At 67.0% G+C, this 18,114-nt stretch carries 14 protein-coding genes and 1 tRNA gene; 6 read left to right on the forward strand and 9 right to left on the reverse strand.

The window, feature by feature from the left end:
- Positions 1-2: 2 nt before the first annotated feature.
- Complete coding sequence (cobD, locus tag SL003B_RS10305) at positions 3-1,004, reverse strand: threonine-phosphate decarboxylase CobD (RefSeq protein ID WP_013652780.1); 1,002 nt, start codon at positions 1,002-1,004, stop codon at positions 3-5.
- Positions 1,005-1,267: 263 nt separating this feature from the next.
- A tRNA-Cys gene (locus tag SL003B_RS10310) sits at positions 1,268-1,341 on the reverse strand.
- Positions 1,342-1,571: 230 nt separating this feature from the next.
- Here SL003B_RS10310 and SL003B_RS10315 point away from each other — a divergent pair.
- The 5 genes from SL003B_RS10315 (at position 1,572) to SL003B_RS10335 (ending at position 8,385) form a co-directional block, all read left to right on the forward strand.
- Complete coding sequence (locus SL003B_RS10315) at positions 1,572-2,234, forward strand: protein-L-isoaspartate O-methyltransferase family protein (protein WP_013652781.1); 663 nt, start codon at positions 1,572-1,574, stop codon at positions 2,232-2,234.
- Positions 2,235-2,427: 193 nt separating this feature from the next.
- On the forward strand, positions 2,428-3,789 hold the full coding sequence (locus tag SL003B_RS10320) for a TolC family outer membrane protein (protein WP_013652782.1): 1,362 nt from the start codon (positions 2,428-2,430) through the stop codon (positions 3,787-3,789).
- A 236-nt stretch (positions 3,790-4,025) separates the two neighbouring features.
- Entirely contained in the window at positions 4,026-4,706 is a 681-nt protein-coding gene (locus SL003B_RS24115) for a PopZ family protein (RefSeq protein ID WP_041375487.1), read from the forward strand.
- A 159-nt stretch (positions 4,707-4,865) separates the two neighbouring features.
- Positions 4,866-7,703 (forward strand): valine--tRNA ligase, encoded by a 2,838-nt coding sequence (locus SL003B_RS10330; RefSeq protein WP_013652784.1) that lies wholly within the window; start codon positions 4,866-4,868, stop codon positions 7,701-7,703.
- A 121-nt stretch (positions 7,704-7,824) separates the two neighbouring features.
- Positions 7,825-8,385: a DUF2155 domain-containing protein gene (locus SL003B_RS10335; protein WP_041375488.1), complete on the forward strand. Its 561-nt coding sequence runs from the start codon at positions 7,825-7,827 to the stop codon at positions 8,383-8,385.
- Positions 8,386-8,436: 51 nt separating this feature from the next.
- On the opposite strand, the gene aat is transcribed toward SL003B_RS10335, so the two are convergent.
- The 6 genes from aat to SL003B_RS10365 form a co-directional block, all read right to left on the reverse strand.
- Positions 8,437-9,141, reverse strand: coding sequence for a leucyl/phenylalanyl-tRNA--protein transferase (gene aat / locus SL003B_RS10340; RefSeq protein ID WP_013652786.1), 705 nt, complete (start codon positions 9,139-9,141; stop codon positions 8,437-8,439).
- A gap of 18 nt (positions 9,142-9,159) precedes the next feature.
- The gene (gene accC, locus SL003B_RS10345; protein ID WP_013652787.1) at positions 9,160-10,506 is read right to left on the reverse strand and encodes an acetyl-CoA carboxylase biotin carboxylase subunit; all 1,347 of its coding nucleotides are present in this window, start codon (positions 10,504-10,506) and stop codon (positions 9,160-9,162) included.
- Positions 10,507-10,518: 12 nt separating this feature from the next.
- Entirely contained in the window at positions 10,519-10,980 is a 462-nt protein-coding gene (accB, locus tag SL003B_RS10350) for an acetyl-CoA carboxylase biotin carboxyl carrier protein (RefSeq protein ID WP_013652788.1), read from the reverse strand.
- A 29-nt stretch (positions 10,981-11,009) separates the two neighbouring features.
- Positions 11,010-11,450, reverse strand: a complete 441-nt coding sequence (aroQ, locus tag SL003B_RS10355) for a type II 3-dehydroquinate dehydratase (RefSeq protein ID WP_013652789.1) — start codon at positions 11,448-11,450, stop codon at positions 11,010-11,012.
- A 95-nt stretch (positions 11,451-11,545) separates the two neighbouring features.
- A complete protein-coding gene (locus SL003B_RS10360) occupies positions 11,546-12,316 on the reverse strand; it encodes a DsbA family protein (protein ID WP_013652790.1) in 771 nt (256 codons plus the stop codon).
- Between the two features lie 67 nt (positions 12,317-12,383).
- On the reverse strand, positions 12,384-13,730 hold the full coding sequence (locus SL003B_RS10365) for a M48 family metalloprotease (protein ID WP_242390364.1): 1,347 nt from the start codon (positions 13,728-13,730) through the stop codon (positions 12,384-12,386).
- A gap of 235 nt (positions 13,731-13,965) precedes the next feature.
- Between SL003B_RS10365 and SL003B_RS10370 the strand changes: the two genes are divergently transcribed.
- Positions 13,966-15,129 carry a pyridoxal phosphate-dependent aminotransferase gene (locus tag SL003B_RS10370; RefSeq protein WP_013652792.1) on the forward strand — a complete coding sequence of 388 codons (1,164 nt, stop codon included), beginning with the start codon at positions 13,966-13,968 and terminating at the stop codon, positions 15,127-15,129.
- Positions 15,130-15,246: 117 nt separating this feature from the next.
- On the opposite strand, the gene SL003B_RS10375 is transcribed toward SL003B_RS10370, so the two are convergent.
- Positions 15,247-17,718: an Rne/Rng family ribonuclease gene (locus SL003B_RS10375; RefSeq protein ID WP_013652793.1), complete on the reverse strand. Its 2,472-nt coding sequence runs from the start codon at positions 17,716-17,718 to the stop codon at positions 15,247-15,249.
- Positions 17,719-18,114: the final 396 nt, after the last annotated feature.

Here is an 18,114-nt window from a genome sequence, read left to right on the forward strand (position 1 = left end):
CGCTACAGCTCCTTTTCGGCCTCTGCCAATGCCGCCGTCAGGCGGGCGCGGGCGACCGGATCCGGCGGCAGGCCGACGCGCAGCCAGGTCGGCGCGTAGTCGAAGACCCGGGTCCAGATGCGCCGGCGCGCCAGCGCCCGGTGCAGGCCGTGGGCGTTGCCGTGGGCGGCGAGGGCATAGAGCGTCGTGCCACCGAACACCGTCAGGCCGGCCTCCGACAGCGCCAGCGTGAGGTCGGCCATCTCGTCGGCCAGCCGGTTGCGCATTGCCTCCTGCCAGGGTTCGTCGGCCAGGGCGATGCGGCCGATCGCCAGCGCCGGGCCGCTGACGGCCCAGCTGTCCAGCTGTCCGGCAAGCCGGTCGGTCGCCTCCGGTGGGCCGGCCAGGAAGCCGAGCCGCAGGCCGGCGAGGCCGAAGAACTTGCCGAAGGAGCGCAGTACCAGAACCGGCTCGTCGGCGAGGTGCGGCAGCAGGCTGGCGCCGGGCACGACATCCGCGAAGGCCTCGTCGACGACCAGCCAGCCGCCGCGTGCCGCCATCTGGCGGGCGAGGTCGAGGAGGGATTTCGGGTCGCTGAGGCGGCCGTCCGGATTGTTCGGATTGACCAGCACGACGATCCGGGTTTGCGCTGGCGCGGCAAAGGGATGGCCGATTTCCGTGACCTGTCGCCCGGCCCGGCGCCAGGCCTCGGCATGGCTCGAATAGGTCGGCGAGACGACGGCGACGTCGCCGTCCGGCAGGATCAGCGGTAGCCAGGCCAGGATCGCCTGGGTTCCCGGCGCGGCGACGAGGCCGGTTGCCGGTGGACAGCGATAGGCCTTGCGCGCGGCGCCGAGCAGCCGGTCGAGCGCCGCCTGGGTCGGCAACTGCGTCCAGCAGTCCGTCGGCAGCGCGGCCGGGACGGGATAGGCATGCGGATTGATGCCGGTCGACAGGTCGAGCCAGTCCCCGGTCCGTCCGCCGTAGCGTTCGCAGGCCTCGGCCAGGTCGCCGCCATGCTTCATTCCTGTCGGCCTCCCGCCATGACTGCCGTGCGCCCGGTCGGGTCCGGACGCAAGTCCCTCCGGTTGCCCGCTTTTTCCGCGCGGTTCAAGTGTTACCCGGGCCTGTGCGGCGATGCTGCGACGGGATGCGCGCATTTCTGGCCGATATGCGACATGTCGGCGCAGGGGCACGTCACGATGCCGGGCGCAAACAGGGGGGCAGCCGACCGCCCGACAGGGCGCCGGTTCGGCAAAGGGAAACGATTTCAGGAAATTGGAAGGTCTGGAGGCCTCGCCCGGAATCGAACCGGGGTACACGGATTTGCAATCCGCTGCGTCACCACTCCGCCACGAGGCCGAAAGACATCCGGCGCGCCCTGAGCGCGTCCGATGGCGGCGTTCATTAGCAGAGCCGGTAGCAAACCTCAATGGGCGTTCCACAGCTATTTGTTCCGGGGTAGAACGAGCAGGGCAGGCCCGGTCCGCATCTAACCCTTGTCAGGCCCGCCGGGCCTCGGTAAGGAACCGGTCGAGGATCGTCCGGCCAAGGGGCGTCAAGGGGCATCCGGCAGGCAGAAGAGGCTCGCGATGGCTGACTATGCGCAATCCCGCACGCGGATGGTGAACACCCAGCTGAGGACGAACGACGTCACCGACCATCGGATCCTCGATGCGATGGAAAGCGTTCCGCGCGAGCTGTTTGTCGCCGCCTCCAGACGGCCGATCGCCTATATCGACGAGGACATCGCCATTTCCGACGCGGCACCCGGCCGCTACCTGATGAAGCCGCATGTCTTCGCCAAGCTGATCCAGCTCGCCGCGGTCAGGCCCGAGGACGTTGTCCTGGTCGTCGGCGCCGGCTCCGGCTACAGCGCCGCCGTCCTGGCCAAGCTGGCCGGCATGGTCGTGGCCGTGGAGGAGAATCCGGATCTTGCCGCGATGGCGAGCGAGATCCTGGTGGAGCAGGGCATCGAGAACGCGGCGGTGATCGAGGGCAAGCTGACCGACGGCTGCGCCAGCGAAGGGCCCTACGACGTCATCGTCTTCGATGGCGCCATCGAGGTGCTGCCCGAGCGGCTCGCCGGCCAGTTGAAGCGCGGCGGTCGCATGGTCGCGATCGAGGGGCGCGGCGGCGCCGGCATCGCGAAGCTCTATCAGGATTCGGGCGAATCGATCGGCGCGCGCTTCGCCTTCAATGCGTCCGCGCATGTCCTTCCGGGCTTTGAAAAGGCCCGGGAATTCCAGTTCTGAAGGCGACCCGGCCGGAACGGCTCGCAGCGGCCACATGCCGCGCTGCCCAAGGGCACCTGTTGCGCGCGTGCCGCAGGTGCAATGAATGTTCGGTTAAAATCGCCGGGCTGGGTTTGCAGACTGGAGCGCGAGGCTATACTGCTCCGGACTATCGAGCACGGGTGGGGGTCCGTGGCATAAGGGGCTGACTTAAGTGCTTTTTCGCGTCTCACTGACCGCCGCCTTCACAGGCCTCGCCGTCCTGTCCGCAACCTCCCTGGCGACCGCGGAAACGATTACCGAAGCGCTCGCCCTGGCTTACGCGAACAATCCGACGCTCAACGCGGCGCGCGCCCAACTGCGCGGCGTCGACGAGAACGTGCCCCAGGCGCTGTCGGGCTGGCGGCCGACGGTCACGGCGGGCGCCGGCGTCGGCGGCATCCGCTCCAGCGCCGCGGGCCGCGAGACCTACCGCAACAACGCGTCGATCTCGCTGAGCGTGCAGCAGGCGCTGTTCCGCGGCTTTCGGACCGTCAACTCGACGCGCCAGGCCGAGGCGATCGTGCGCGCGCAGCGCGAAAGCCTGAACGCGACCGAGCAGGACGTCCTCCTGTCGGCGGCCCAGGCTTATGTCGACGTGATCCGCGACACCGCCCTCGTCTCGCTCCAGCGCAGCGATCTTGAGTTCCTCGGCGAACAGGTCCGCGCCGCGCGCGACCGGTTCGAGGTCGGGGAAGGGACGCGCACCGACGTCTCCCAGGCCGAAGCACGCTATGCCGAGGCCCAGGCCAACCTGAACTCCGCCATCGCCAATCTGACCTCCAGCCGGGCGGTCTATCGCCAGATCGTCGGCGTCGAGGCGCGCAACCTCTCGGCCAGCACGGCGATCAGCCGGTTCGTGCCGAAGTCGATGGACGAGGCCATGCGCATCGGCGACCAGATGCAGCCTTTGATCAGGCAGGCCCAGCACCTGGTGGATGCCGCCACATTCAGCGTCAAGACTATCGAGGGCGAACTGCTGCCCACCGTGTCGCTGGAAGGATCGATCGAACGGCAGTGGAACCCGTCGTCGTCGGTCAGCACCAGCAACAGCGCCTCCGTCTTCGGGCGCGTTAGCATCCCGATCTACCAGGGCGGCGCCGTCCACTCGCGGGTGCGCCAGGCCAAGGAGGAACTCGGCCAGGCGCAGATCCAGCTCGATGTCGTGCGTGACCGCATTCGCGCCAACGTGATCTCTGCTTGGGGCCAGTACCAGGCCGCCGAAGCCTCGATCAGCGCGGCCCAGGCGGCGGTCTCGGCGCAGCAGCTGGCGCTGGAAGGCGTCATCGAGGAACAGCGTGTCGGCCAGCGGACGACGCTGGACGTGCTCGACGCCCAGCGCGAACTGGTCAACCAGCGGGTCAACCTGGTGACGGCGCAGCGCAACCGGATCGTCGGCGGCTACCAGCTCGTTTCCGCGATCGGCCGGCTGGACGCCGAATTCCTCGGCCTGCCGGTCGCCCGCTACGAGCCGACCCAGCACTACGAAAAGGTGCGCGACAAGTGGTTCGGCCTGCGCACGCCGGACGGCCGCTGAGCTGGCCGCGGCGGGCGAATCGCCGCAACGCGTTGTCCCCGCAGGGCGGGTTTCTTTCCGAGGAAGCGTCAAGCATCCGCAAACCGCCTGTTTCCCCTGCATTAGGAGGGGATAAGGGCGTTTGCGCCGCTGGGTCAGCTTTTCGCTGCCAAAGCCTCGCGTCATACTTGGATTAACCGAATCGTAACAGTTGGGCTGTGCGACGGTGCGTAGGCGATTCAGTGCTGGGGGAACTCATGTCCAAGGCGAGTCAGGCCCAAGAACCCTCGATGGAGGAGATCCTTGCGTCGATACGCCGGATCATTTCGGATGAGGAAAGCCCGGCAGGCGGCAAGGAAGGCGAGGGCGATGCGGACGTCCTCGATTCGTTCGGTGCAGCGGGTGGCGACGACGTCGAGATGTCCCAGGACGATCTCGACAAGCTGTTCGATTCCGATGATTCGTCCGGCGATGCGGACATGGCGGCGTTCGACGAGGAAGACGCCGACGACGTGCTCGAACTGACCGAGGAACTGGCGGTCGACGACGACGAGGAGGGCTCCGGCGAGGATCCGTTCGCCATCGATGTCGAAGCCGTCGTCGATGATGGCGACATCGCCTTCGTCGACGACGACGTGCTGCCGATCGAACCGGCGAAGGCGCGCCCGGCTCCGGTCATGACCTCCAGCATCGATCTCGACAGCCTGGAGCCCCTGGAGGACGAGGCGCCGCTGACTTCGGACATGACCGGAGCGGCCGTGCATGCGGCGTTCGAGAACCTGTCGACCACCGTCCTGAATGCCAATGCCCGCACCCTTGAGGATCTGGTCAAGGACATGCTGCGGCCGATGCTCAAGGCCTGGCTCGACCAGAACCTGCCCGGCATGGTCGAGCGACTGGTGCGCCAGGAAATCGAGCGGGTAACCCGCAAGCGCTGACGGTCGGACCGTTCGGGACGTCGAGACAACGCCGCCGTCGGGCGGCGTTTTTCGTTGCTGCCGGGCCGTTGCCGGCCGCCTGGCGGTGCGTCGGCTGTTGACTTGCCGGGCCCCATCCGATTTACACCCTTGCGACAGTTCAAGCTTTCGAGTGCGTCCATGCTGGAAAAGACCTACGACGCCGCGTCCGTCGAGCCGCGGATCTACGACACCTGGGAAAAGGCCGAAGCCTTCAGCGCCGGTGCCGGCGCGGGCGCAGGTTCGCCCTCCTACACCATCGTGATCCCGCCGCCGAACGTCACCGGCTCGCTGCACATGGGGCACGCGCTCAACAACACGCTGCAGGACGTACTGGTGCGCTTCGAGCGCATGCGCGGCAAGGACGTGCTGTGGCAGCCGGGTATGGACCATGCCGGCATCGCGACCCAGATGGTGGTCGAGCGCCAGCTCATGGAGCGCCAGGAACCGGGCCGGCGCGACATGGGCCGCGACGCCTTCGTCCAGCGGGTGTGGGAATGGAAGGCCGAATCCGGCGGCATGATCCTCAACCAGCTCAAGCGCCTGGGCGCCTCCTGCGACTGGAGCCGCGAACGCTTCACCATGGACGAGGGCCTGTCGGCGGCGGTTCTCGAAGTGTTCGTCTCGCTCTACAGGGACGGCCTGATCTACAAGGATAAGCGGCTGGTCAACTGGGATCCGAAGCTCCTGACCGCGATTTCCGACCTGGAGGTCCAGCAGGTCGAGCTCAAGGGCAACCTGTGGCACTTCCGCTATCCGCTGGAAGACGGTCTGACCTATCGCCACCCGGTCGCCTTCGACGAGGATGGCACCCCGACCGAGTTCGAGATCCGCGACTACATCGTCGTGGCGACGACCCGTCCGGAGACCATGCTCGGCGACACGGCGGTGGCCGTGAACCCGGAGGATCCGCGCTACCGGGACCTGATCGGCCGGCACGTGATCCTGCCGCTGGTCGGCCGGCGCATCCCGATCGTCGGCGACGACTACGCCGACCCGACCGCCGGTTCGGGCGCAGTCAAGATCACGCCTGCCCATGATTTCAACGACTTCGAGGTCGGCAAGCGGCATGATCTGCCGATGATCAGCGTGCTCGACCGCGAGGCCCGGGTGATCCTGAAGGACAACGCGGAGTTCCTCGCCGGCGTCGCCAAGGGCGCGATGCTCGACGAGACCATCGCCGCCTTCGACGGCCTCGACCGCTTCGCCGCCCGCAAGCGCCTGGTCGAACGCATGGAGGCGGCCGGCTGCCTCGACCGCATCGAGGACCATGTCCACATGGTCCCGCACGGCGACCGCGGCGGCGTGCCGATCGAGCCGCTGCTGACAGACCAGTGGTACGTCGACGCCGCGACCCTGGCGAAGCCGGCCATCGCGTCGGTGCGCGAGGGTCGCACCAGCTTCGTGCCGAAGAACTGGGAAAAGACCTATTTCGAGTGGATGGAGAACATCCAGCCCTGGTGCATCTCGCGCCAGCTGTGGTGGGGCCACCAGATTCCGGCCTGGTACGGACCAGACGGCCACCTGTTCGTGGAAAAGGACGAGGCAACGGCCCTGGCCGCTGCGCAGGCGCATTACGGCACGCCGGTGCGTGTCGTCGCGATGGAGCAGGCGCTCGCCGCCTGGGAGAAAGGCACGGCGACGACAGAGACGCTCCTCTACCGCGACGAGGACGTGCTCGACACCTGGTTCTCGTCGGCGCTGTGGCCGTTCTCGACGCTCGGCTGGCCGGACAAGACGCCGGAACTCGCCCGCTATTTTCCGACCTCGGTGCTGATCACCGGCTTCGACATCATCTTCTTCTGGGTCGCCCGGATGATGATGATGTCGCTGCACTTCATGAAGACCGAGCCGTTCGAGACGGTCTACATCCATGCCCTCGTGCGCGACGAGAAGGGGCAGAAGATGTCGAAGTCGAAGGGCAACGTCATCGACCCGCTGTCGCTGGTCGAGGAGTTCGGCGCCGATGCGCTGCGCTTCACGCTGACGGCCATGGCGGCGCAGGGGCGCGACATCAAGCTGGCGACCAGCCGCGTCGGCGGCTACCGCAACTTCGCCACCAAGCTGTGGAACGCCGCCCGCTTCGCCGAGATGAACGGCTGCCGGCGGGTCGCCGGTTTCGATCCGAACGGTGTCACACATACGCTCAACCGCTGGATCGCGACCGAGACCGGACGCTGCGCGGAGGAAGTGACCGCGGCGCTGGAAAGCTACCGGTTCAACGACGCGGCAAACGTGGTCTACCGCTTCGTCTGGAACACCTATTGCGACTGGTTCCTGGAACTGGCCAAGCCCGTCTTCAACGGCTCGGACGAGGCGGTCAAGGCCGAGACCCGGGCGACTGCGGCCTGGGCGCTCGACGAGATCCTCAAGATCCTGCATCCGTTCATGCCGTTCCTGACCGAGGAACTGTGGGCGCGCCTCGGCGACGGCGCCGAGCTTCCCGGCGGCCGGCTGCTGATGCTGACGCCGTGGCCCACGGCGACCATGGCCGACGCGGCATCGGCGGACGAGATCAACTGGCTGGTCGAGCTGATCTCGGAAATCCGCTCGGTGCGGGCAGAGATGAACGTTCCGGCCGGCGCGCAGGTGCCGATCGTCATCGTCGGTGCCGGCGAGACGACGCTGTCGCGCATCCGGACCCACGAGGCGGCCATCCTGCGTCTCGCCCGAGCCGATAGCATCGCCCTTGCCGACGTCCTGCCCAAGGGGGCCGCGCAGATCATCATCGGCGATGCCACGGTCTGCCTGCCGCTGGAGGGCGTCATCGATCTCGATGCCGAGCGGGCACGGCTCGAAAAGGAGCTCGACAAGCTCGATGGCGAGATCGTACGGATCGAGAAGAAGCTCTCCAATCCGAGCTTCGTCGAGCGGGCGCCGGAAGAGGTGGTCGAGGGCGAAAGGGAGAAGCTGGCCGAATTCGCCGCCCGCAAGGAGCAGATGCGCGCGGCGTTGCAACGCCTGTCGGCGGCCGCATGACGCGGGCGCGCGTCGCCGGCCGAACGGTCCTGCGGCGCGCGAAGCCTTTTCGGAGCCGCAATCCGATGCTACATCCGCCCCGACAGCCAGTCTCGCCAGCCAGTCTTTCCAGAAGGACATCATGCGGCACTTGAACAAGACCATCGCCCGTTTCGGCAGCCGCGCCGCAGCGCTGAGCGGCCTTGTGGCCCTGGCGGCGGGGATCGTGACCGCAGGGCCGGCGCATGCCGACAAGATCGAGAATCCGGTCGCCGTGTTCTCCGGCCTCGACAAGATCACCGGCCGCATCATTTCCTTCGACGTCTACATCGGCGAGACGGTTCAGTTCGGTGCGCTGCAGGTGACGCCGCGGGTGTGCTATTCACGCCCGCAGACCGAGACGCCGCAGACCGACGCCTTCGTCCAGGTCGACGAGATCACGCTCAACAATGAGGTCCGGCGCATATTCTCCGGCTGGATGTTCGCGGCCAGCCCGGGCCTGCATGCGGTCGAACATGCCGTCTACGACGTCTGGTTGACCGATTGCAGGATGACCTCTTCCGTGCCGCCGCCTGAAGGCTACTCCGGACCGCCGGTCGCTGCGAGCGTGCCGGAAGGCGAGGACGGGCTGGCTGGCCCGGGCGCCGGATCCGGCATCGATATGGGCGTACCGGGTCTGCCGCGGCCCAAGCCGGCATTCTAGGTCGGGCGCTGCCGGAGCAGAAAAGGTCGACAGTCTGGACGGCGAGTCCAGTCAGGATGCGCTGTCGGCATCAGCCAGGGACGCCGTCCAGGCGTCCAGGACGGACAGGACGTCGGCCCCGCTCGCGTCGGCACGCAGCGCGTGGAAATCTCCCTCGACCTTGAGGGCGTCCCGCAGCAGGCGGTCATAGGCGGCCTTGGGGACCTCGATCGTGCCGAAGCGGCTCAGGTGCTCGGTGACGAACTGGGTGTCGAGCAACGTGTAGCCGCCGGCGATCAGGCGCGCGACCAGATGGGTCAGGCACACCTTCGACGCGTCGCGTTCGTGCGTGAACATGCTCTCACCGAAGAAGGCGCCGGCAAGGCTGACGCCGTAGAGGCCGCCGACGAGGCGGCCGTCGCGCCAGGCCTCGACCGTATGGCAGTAGCCGAGGTCGTAGAGCTCGCCGTAGAGGCGGCGGATCTGCCGGTTGATCCAGGTCTTGCGCCGTCCCGGCGCAGGCGCCGCGCAGCCGTCGACGACGGCCTGGAAATCCGTGTCGATGCGGATCTCGAAGTCGTCCGCGCGGACGGTACGGCGCAGGCGCTTCGGCAGGTGGAAGCCGTCGAGAGGCAGAATTCCGCGCTGTTCCGGCTCGATCCAGAACAGGCCCGGGTCGTCCGCGGACTCAGCCATGGGGAAAATGCCGCAGGCATAGGCCTTAAGCAGCACCTGCGGCGTGATCTCCAGAACGATGTCATCCTTCTGACCGGCCATGGCGGCGTGCCTTTTGGCTCAGCTTCCGTGCCCGGACAGGTACTTCTCGAGCCAATGAATATCGTACTGGCCGTTGGCGATGTCCTGGTTGTCGACGAGGTCGCGGAACAGCGGCACGGTCGACTGGATGCCGTCGACGACGAACTCGTCCAGGCAGCGCCTGAGCCGCATCATGCACTCGACGCGGTTGCGTCCGTGGACAATCAGCTTGCCGATCAGGCTATCGTAATAGGGCGGGATGCGGTAGCCCTGATAGACGCCGGAATCGACCCGAACGCCGAGCCCGCCGGGCGGATGATAGTAGGTGATCTGGCCGGGCGATGGGGCGAAGGTGCGCGGGTTCTCGGCGTTGATGCGGCATTCGATGGCGTGGCCCTCGAACAGCACGTCCTCCTGGCGCAGCGATAGCGTGCCGCCGGCGGCAATGCGGATCTGTTCGTTGACGAGGTCGATGCCGGTGATCATCTCGGTGACCGGATGCTCGACCTGCAGGCGCGTGTTCATCTCGATGAAATAGAACTCGCCGTCCTCGTAGAGGAACTCGACCGTGCCGGCACCGCGGTACTTCAGCTTGCGCATCGCGTCGGCGACGATCTCGCCGATTTCCATCCGCTGGCTGGCGTTGAGCGCCGGCGAGGGGGCTTCCTCGAGTACCTTCTGGTGCCGGCGCTGCAGCGAACAGTCGCGCTCGCCGAGATGAATGGCGTTGCCCTGGCCGTCGCCGAGCACCTGGATCTCGATGTGGCGCGGCCTGGCGAGGTATTTTTCCATGTACAGGGCATCGTCGCCGAACGCCGCCTTGGCTTCGGACCGCGCCGTTGACAGGGCGTTGTCGAGATGGGCCTCGGTCATGGCCACCTTCATGCCGCGACCGCCGCCGCCGGCAGCGGCCTTGACCAGCACAGGGTAGCCGATCTCGCGGGCGATCGCATGGGCGTCGTCCTTCGGCGTGACGGCGCCGTCGGACCCCGGGACGACCGGAATACCAAGGCGCTTGGCGGTCTGCTTGGCCTCGATCTTGTCGCCCATGATGCGGATGTGCTCGGACGTCGGGCCGATGAAGGTGATGCCGTGGGCCTCGAGGATCTCCGCGAAGCGGGCGTTTTCGGACAGGAAGCCGTAGCCAGGGTGGACGGCATCGGCGCCGGTGATTTCGCAGGCGGCCAGAAGCTGGGGAATGTTGAGATAGCTGTCGCGCGCCGGCGGCGGTCCGATGCACACGCTCTCGTCGGCGAGGCGAACGTGCATCGCGTCGGCGTCGGCCGTGGAATGCACCGCGACCGTCGAGATGCCCAGCTCCTTGCAGGCCCTGAGGACCCGGAGGGCGATCTCGCCCCGATTTGCGATCAGGATCTTGGAGAACATTACCGCCCGCCCTTATTCGACGATGAACAGCGGCTCGCCGTATTCGACCGGCTGGGCGTCCTCGACGAGGATCTGCTTGACGGTGCCACTGCGCGGCGCCGGGATCTGGTTCATCGTCTTCATGGCTTCGACGATCAGGATCGTCTGGCCTTCGCTGACCCGGTCGCCTACCTCGACGAAGACGCGGGCGCCGGGCTCGGGAGCCAGGTAGGCGGTGCCGACCATCGGCGACGTGACGACGCCCGGATGGCTGGACGGATCGGCGGCGGTCGCGGCGACCACTGCGGCGGCAGCCGGCACCACGGCGGCGGGAGCGGCCGGCGCGGCGACGGCGGCCTCGACGGTCAGCTGGCGGGCGACGCGGACCCGGAAGTCCTTCTGCTCCAGCTCGATCTCCGAGAGATTGGTCTCGTCCAGCAGGAGGGCGAGTTCTCGGATCAGTTCTTTGTCAAACGTCTTGTTTTCTTTGGACATCTCGGATGTGCTTTCGGTTTGGTGTCGGGTCACGCGCGGACCATGCCGGCAAGCGCTTCCAGCGCGAGGTCGTAGCCCTTGGCGCCGAAGCCGCAGATCACGCCGGCTGCAACCGGCGACACGTAGGAATGATGGCGGAACGGTTCCCTGGAGAAGACATTCGACAGGTGGACCTCCACGGTCGGAATCGCGGCCGTGCGGATCGCGTCGTGGATCGCGACCGAGGTGTGGGTATAGGCGGCAGGATTGATCACCAGGCCCTGCGCTTCGTCGCCGGCTTCCTGGATCCAGTCGACGAGGGTGCCTTCGGCATTCGACTGGCGGAACACGATGTCGAAGCCAAGCCGCTGTCCCGTGGCGCGGCACTGCGCTTCGATGTCGGCCAGCGTCGTGCGGCCGTAGGTCTCCGGTTCGCGGGTGCCGAGCCGGTTGAGATTTGGGCCGTTCAGGATGAATATGGAGGCGGGCATCGATACTCCATCGCCGCGAATTCCGCCTCCTTATAGGGATTTGCCGGGGTCAGGAAAAGCCCTGAATGGTCCCGCGGGCTCCCTGTCCCCGGCGCTCAGCAGGTTGTGCTGTCGCAGGCGCGCATCGCCTCGATCTTCTGCCTCAGCTCGTTGTAGCCGACAGCACCCATGATGACCTCGGTGCCGATCACGTAGGAGGGCGTGCCGGTGAGGCCGAGGCGGTTGGCCAGCGTGTAGACCTCCTCGACCGTCGCGCCGACTTCCGGGCTCGCCAGGGCCGCTTCCAGATCTGCGCCGGACAGACCGATGGAGGCGGCGATCTCGAGCGCGCTGGCCTTGTTGGCCTGGCCGCGGTGGTTCAGAAGGGCGGCGTGGAAGTCGCCGTATTTCTCCGGCGCCACGGTGTTGACGGCGATGGCGACTTGGGCCGCTTCCATCGAGCCCTGGCCGAGCACCGGGAATTCCTTCAGCACCACCCGCAGATTGGGGTCTTCCGCGATCAGGCGGTCCATGTCGCCCAGGGCGCGCTTGCAGTAGCCGCAGTTGTAGTCGAAGAACTCCACCATGGTGACGCCGCCGTCGGGATTGCCGAGCACGGCCTGCCGGGTCGAGTTGTACAGGATGCCGGCAGCGTCGGAAACGGCGGCCTGCCGGGCTGCAGCTTCGGCTTCCTTTTCCCGCCGGTCGAGTTCGATGATGGCGTCGCGGACCACTTCCGGATTGGCGAGCAGGTATTCGCGCACGATCTGTTCGACCTTCGAGCGGTCGAGTTCTTGCGAGACGGCCGGGGCCGGAACTGCGACGGTCAACAGCGCGAGAAGCGAGAGGGCGGCCGAGAATGCGCGCACGCAGGACTTGCGGACCATGATTGTCTCCTTGGCCTGCCGGCGGCGGCCGTTGCGGATTGCCTGATCGGGCAGGGGGCGATGCCCACTACTGCCCGAATGATGGAGGCTTATAGGACACGATGTCGTCGGCCTGTAGCCATGACGGTGTTCCTGGCTTCAAATTCTTTTGAGCGCGCGCCGCGTAGCGCTTCGCGCCCTGGAAGTCGCCGGCCATCATCAGGCCTTGCGCGGTGGCGACATCGGCCTCCGGCTGCTTGCCCTGGCGCGCCAGGGCGATCGCCAGCTGGCTGTAGGCGATGCCCGAGTTGGGATCCCGCTGGATGCCGCTCTTGAGCACCCGCTCGGCCTCCGGCAGCAGCGTCGGATCGTTCGCGCCGACCAGGGCATAGCCGAGCCAGATCAGGAACTGGCCCTCGTTCGGCTGCAGGGCAACCGCCTTGCGGAACGGCGCGACAGCTTCGCGCGGATTGCCCGATTCGAGCAGCGCCTGGCCCTTCAGTTCTTGGAAATAGGGATTGTTAGGCTGCTGCGCGATGAGCGCGTCGATCGCCTTCACCGCATCGCGGCTGCGGGTGTTCATGGTCGCGATGGCCCGAGCATACTGGGCCGCGAGACTCGTGTCCGAACGCGGATAGGCGCGGGCGACCGCGTTGGGATGGCTGGTGAAGGCCAGCAGTTTCGCGCGCACCATGTCGTGGCGCGCCTGCAGCGCGGTCGGCGCAGGCGTGTCGAAATAGCGGCTCTTGCGCGCCTCGGCCTCAAGGGCGTTGTAGCGCTCGCGGGCCATCGGATGGCTGAGGGCGTAGGGATCGGCGTAGCGGGACGAAAATATCTGCTGATCGGCGAAGCGCTCGAAGGTCTTGAGCATGCCCTTGGCCGACTGGCCGGTCGCCTCTAGGTACCTCAGGGCAGCCTTGTCCGCAGCCGCCTCCTCGCCGCGCTGGTAGGCGAGCAGGGATCGCTGGCCGACGGATCCGGCGCCCAGAGCCATGGCTGCACCGCCCTGCGCCACGCCGCCTGCGCCGGAGGAGGCGCCTGCGGCCATCGCGCCGACCCCGAGCACCAGTCCGATCACGGACATGATCTGGGCGTTGGTGGCTGCCTGGCGCAGGCGAACCAGATGGCGGCCGGCGATATGGCCGGTCTCGTGCGCGATCACGCCGATCACCTCGCCCGGCGTCTCCGCATCCATCAGCACGCCGAGGTTGACGAACATGCGCCGGGAATCGGGCACGAACGCGTTGAAGCCCTTGTCGTTGACGAGGATGATCTCGACCTGCGACTGGGGCAGGCCGGCCGCGCGATAGATGGGGGCGGCATAGTCGCGCAGCAGCGCCTCCGCTTCGGCATCGCGGACCAGCGGAAGCTTTCCGGTCTGGGCGTGAACCTGCGGCATGGCGAGCGGAAGAGCCGCCAGGCCGGCGCTGGCCAACGCGAGAAGACGACGGAAGGTGCCGAGCGGCGTCCTTCGCGACCGCTCGCAACAGGAGCTTGTTGGCTGCGCAATCATCTGCAATGGCTGTTTCCCGAAACCGTTGGTTGGACAGACCCTAGGAGACCAGCCTTGCGCTGGTCAACATCGAGCGGCTAGTGAAGCGCGGGAATGAGGCTGAACCGCGACGTCAGGGACGCCTGTCACAGCCGGTTCGCTAGCGGAGAGTGTCGGAATGTCGTTGCCCAGCCTGTCGCCGTCGAAACGCAGTGCAGTCGAACCGTTTCTCGCCATGGATGTGCTGTCCTCGGCCAGGGCTCTGGAAGCGGCTGGCCGGTCGATCATCCACATGGAGGTCGGTCAGCCAGGGGCACCCGCGCCGACCCGCGTTCTGGACGCCGCGCGCGAGGCGCTCGCCGACGGCCGACTCGGGTATACGGAGGCGCGCGGGCTGGAGCGCTTCCGCCGCCGGATCAGCCGCCACTATGCCGACACCTACGGCGTCGAGGTTCCCGAAGCACGGGTGCTGGCCACGACGGGATCGTCGGCCGCCTTCAACCTGACTTTCCTGGCCGCCTTCGATCCCGGCGACCGGATCGCGCTCGCGGCGCCCGGCTATCCGGCCTACCGCAACATCCTGACCGCTCTCGGCCTGGAGGCGGTGGAAATCCCTGTCGGTCCCGAGACCCGGTGGGCGCTGACGCCCGATCACGTCGAGGCTGCGCACCGGCAGCGACCGCTCAAGGGCGTGCTGGTTGCCAGTCCGGGCAATCCGACCGGCACGATGATGACGCCCGAGGCCCTGGGTGCTCTGGTCGAGGCCAGCCGCGCCCTTGGCCTCTGGTTCATCTCCGACGAGATCTACCATGGACTGGTCTATCAAGGCCGGCAGGAGACGGCGCTCACGTTTTCCGACGATGTCATCGTAATCAACAGCTTCTCCAAGTACTACTGCATGACCGGCTGGAGGATCGGCTGGATGATCGCGCCCGAGGTGCTCGTGCGGCCTATGGAGCGCATTGCGCAGAGCCTCTACATCTCGCCGCCGGACCTGTCCCAGCGCGCAGCCATCGCCGCCTTCGACGCCACGGACGAACTCGACCGGGTCAAGGCGGGCTATGCGGCCAACCGGGCCCTGCTGCTGCACCGTTTGCCGGCGATCGGCTTCGACGAACTGCTGCCGGTCGACGGTGCATTCTATGTCTATGCCAGCATTCGCAGATTCAGCAATGACGCCCTCGACTTCTCCCGGCGCATGCTGGTCGAAGCGGGCGTCGCGGCGACGCCCGGACCGGATTTCGACCATCAGCGGGGCAACGGCTATATTCGGTTCTCCTTCGCGGGGACCGGCGCCGACATGGAGGAGGCGATGACGCGGTTGCAGACCTGGCTCGTCTGACCTGGGGCTCGGACGGACTGCGCGCCGAAAGCTGCACGCGATCAAAAAAGGCGGCCCTGTGGGTCGCCTTTTCCATTCAGAAAACAATCCGTCAGCCGACGAAGCGATGCTCGACGCTCAGAAGAACGAGCGACGCTGCCACCACCCGGACCGCTTGGGCTTGCTGTCGTCGCCTTCGGCCGGCTCGCTACCGCTGCGCTCGCTGGTGACGACCGGGGTCACGGGGGCTGCGGGCCGAGCCGGCGCGGCCGGCGCCGCCTCGACGACCTCTTCCTCAGCCACCGCCTCAGCTGCGGGCGCGGCTTCGGTTTCCGCAACGACCGCTTCGCCCGCCATTTCTGCAGGTTCCGGTTCTGCAGGTTCCGGGGCCGGCTCGGTCGGAGTTGGGGCTTCGACTGCCTCCGCTTCCGTGACCGCCTCCGGCTCCGCGGGGCCTTCCGCGGCCGCAGCCTCGCCGGCTTCGGCAGGCGCGCTCATCTCCGGCTCGCCCTCGGCATCTTCGCCGTCTCGGATTTCACCCGCAGCTTCGTCGCCGCGGCGGCCGCGCCGGCCGCCGCGGCGGCCGCGCCGGCGCTTGCGCTTGGGCTCCTCGCCAGCCTGCTCGGAGGTCTCCTCGTCGGTCTCGTCGTCGTCCTCGGCCCCGGATGCCTGTTCTGCGTCCGATCCCCCGACGGCCTGGGCGGCGCGTTCCGTGCTTCCCGCTCCGTCCGGCGTGCGCTTGCGCTTGCGCCGCCGGCGGCGGCGGCGTTCGCCTTCGTCCTGCGCGCGCTCCTCCGCATCACCTTCCTCGTCGACTTCCTCGACTTCCTCGACTTCCTCGATTTCCTCGAGGACGACCGTATCCGGCTGCACGATGGCGGGGGCAGGGACCTTGTCGCGGTCGATGAGCGACGAGCGCTCCAGCACATAGTGCTGGCCGTTGAGCATCTCGTCGGCCTGGACGGCGATCTCGAGTCCGAACCGGGCCTCGAGGTCGGCGAGATTGCGGCGCTTCTGATTGAGGATGTAGAGGGCGGCCGCCGTCGTCGTTCGGACGATGACGTTGTGGGTGACGCCCTTGAGCAGGAAGTCCTCCAGCGACCGCAGCACGTGCAGGGCGACCGATTCGACCGAGCGGATCATGCCCGAGCCGTGGCAATGCGGGCAGACGCTGGTCGAGCTTTCCAGAACGCCGGTACGGATGCGCTGACGCGACATCTCCAGCAGGCCGAAGTGCGAGATGCGGCCGACCTGGATGCGGGCCCGGTCGTTCTTCAGGCAGTCCTTCAGCTTGCGCTCGACCGTCCGGTTGTTCTTGTTCTCCTCCATGTCGATGAAGTCGATCACGATCAGCCCCGCGAGGTCGCGCAGGCGAAGCTGACGAGTGACTTCTTCGGCGGCCTCAAGGTTGGTCTGGAGGGCGGTGTCCTCGATGTTGTGCTCGCGCGTCGACTTGCCCGAGTTGACGTCGATCGACACCAGCGCTTCGGTCTGGTTGATGACGATGTAGCCGCCGGACTTCAGCGTGACATGGGGCGAGAACATCGCGTCGAGCTGCGGCTCGACCCCAAACTTCGTGAAGATCGGCGTGGCGTCGCGGTAGGGCTGGACGTTCTTGGCATGGCTCGGCATGAGCATGCGCATGAAGTCCTTGGCCTCGCGATAGCCTTCGTCACCGGCGACCAGCACCTCGTCGATGTCCTTGTTGTAAAGGTCGCGGATCGAGCGCTTGATCAGGCTGCCTTCCTCGTAGACGAGGCAGGGGGCGCTCGATTTCAGCGTCAGGTCGCGCACGTTCTCCCACAAGCGCATCAGGTACTCGAAGTCGCGCTTGATCTCCGCCTTGGTGCGGCTGGCGCCGGCCGTGCGCAGGATCACGCCCATTCCATCGGGCACCTCCAGCTCGGAGGCGATCTTCTTCAGTCGCTTGCGGTCGGTGGGCTGGGTGATCTTGCGCGAGATGCCGCCGCCGCGGCCAGTGTTCGGCATGAGCACCGAGTAGCGTCCGGCGAGCGACAGGTAGGTCGTCAGAGCCGCGCCCTTGTTGCCGCGTTCCTCCTTGACGACCTGAACCAGAAGCACCTGGCGGCGCTTGATGACTTCCTGGATCTTGTACTGGCGGCGCTGACGGGGACGGCGCTCGGGCACTTCCTCCATCGCGTCTTCGGCACCGACCGATTCGACATGATCCTCGTCGTCGTCCTCCTCGTCGCCATTCTCGCCATTCTCGCCGTTGTCGCCATTCTCGCCGGCGTCGGCTTTGGGAGCGGATACCTTGCGCCTGGCGGCGGCTTTGGCCTCGGCGGCCTCCTGGCGTTCCTCCTCGTCGCGCTCGTCGTCGAGCAGCGCCTGCCGGTCGGCGACCGGAATCTGGTAGTAGTCCGGGTGGATTTCGCTGAAGGCTAGGAAGCCGTGCCTGTTGCCGCCGTATTCGACAAAGGCGGCTTGGAGCGAGGGTTCGACCCGCGTCACCTTTGCCAGATAGATATTGCCGCGAAGCTGTTTCCGGTTTGCTGCCTCGAAGTCGAATTCTTCAACTCGATTGCCGCGGACGACGACGACCCGGGTCTCTTCCGGGTGCGCCGCGTCGATCAGCATCTTGTTTGCCATAGATGGTGTTCTCCACGGAAGCCGCGCGGCCGGGGCGCGAAAGGCGCGTTCCTGGTCGTTGGGCGACGCGGTCCGTTCTGTTGTCTTCAGGATGGATGAATGGGGCAGGGGGGCGCGCGTGGGTGCCAGCGCTCCGGGCAGCACTCCTGTGGGAGCCTGCCGGCACTGCTGTGTCCGCTTGCATCGCGCGATCCGTCAAGGCAACGCCTGCCCTTGCTTAAGCCAATGTTACTACAATGCGAATGACCGAAGCTGCGGCATCGCCGCTGCGTCGACATTCCCGTTCGACCGGATCCGGGGGCCGCATTCCCGGTGACCATTCACTTCTGAGTGGGCGGGGCTAGCCCGGTGAGCCCGCAATGCGATACCCCGGCATCGTCCCGGCCGGATCGCCGC

This window comes from Polymorphum gilvum SL003B-26A1 (assembly GCF_000192745.1).
GTDB lineage: Bacteria > Pseudomonadota > Alphaproteobacteria > Rhizobiales > Stappiaceae > Polymorphum > Polymorphum gilvum.